The 528-nt window shown below is 55.5% G+C and carries 2 protein-coding genes; both read right to left on the bottom strand.

The genetic code is table 11. The features are described 5' to 3' along the window. On the bottom strand, positions 1–180 hold a 180-nt coding region (gene tnpB, locus AAE514_RS18670; protein ID WP_430623926.1), incomplete at its 3' end, for an IS66 family insertion sequence element accessory protein TnpB. Further along, positions 180–479: an IS66 family insertion sequence element accessory protein TnpA gene (tnpA, locus tag AAE514_RS18530; protein ID WP_347333047.1), complete on the bottom strand. Its 300-nt coding sequence runs from the start codon at positions 477–479 to the stop codon at positions 180–182. The genes tnpB and tnpA, both read right to left, overlap by 1 nt. Positions 480–528: the final 49 nt, after the last annotated feature.

Below are 528 nucleotides of genomic sequence, written 5' to 3'. Positions count from 1 at the left end.
CTCGAAGTACAAGACCTTCATCATCGTCTTGCGTCGATTGACGAACACGAAGTAATGGCCACTCAACGGATCCTGCTCCAGGTGGTTTTTTACCAAAGCGCTCAAGCCATTATAGGATTTACGCATGTCAGTAGGTTCGGTGCGCAACCAGATTCGAGCTTGTTGGCTGGGAACGAACATCAGCGTTGGCTCAGCGTCAGCTCGACCCCACCACCGAGGCTCAAGACGATGTGCCAGCCGCCCGGCTGTGACGCTCCCAGTGACGCGAGATCAATGAACGAGGGCTCCGGGGATGAAGGTTCAGCTGCCGATGTCTTCTTATCCGTCTGAGTGAGACGCTTTCGCCACCGGCAGAAGCTGGCGTAACCCAAGCCCTGTTCTTTGCAAAACTGTTTGGCGGACTGGCCGCTCTTCTGCCACTGCTCGACCAGGGACTGCCATTGCTCAGAGCTGCGACGGGGTGTGTAGGTAGTGGTCATAATCTGCCTCCTCAATGAATGAGAGGCCATGCTATCGCGCGATATTCAG

Source organism: Marinimicrobium locisalis (assembly GCF_039822625.1).
GTDB lineage: Bacteria > Pseudomonadota > Gammaproteobacteria > Pseudomonadales > Cellvibrionaceae > Marinimicrobium > Marinimicrobium locisalis.
The sequence above is the reverse complement of the archived record's forward strand: the minus strand, read 5'-3'. Positions and strand labels throughout refer to the sequence as shown.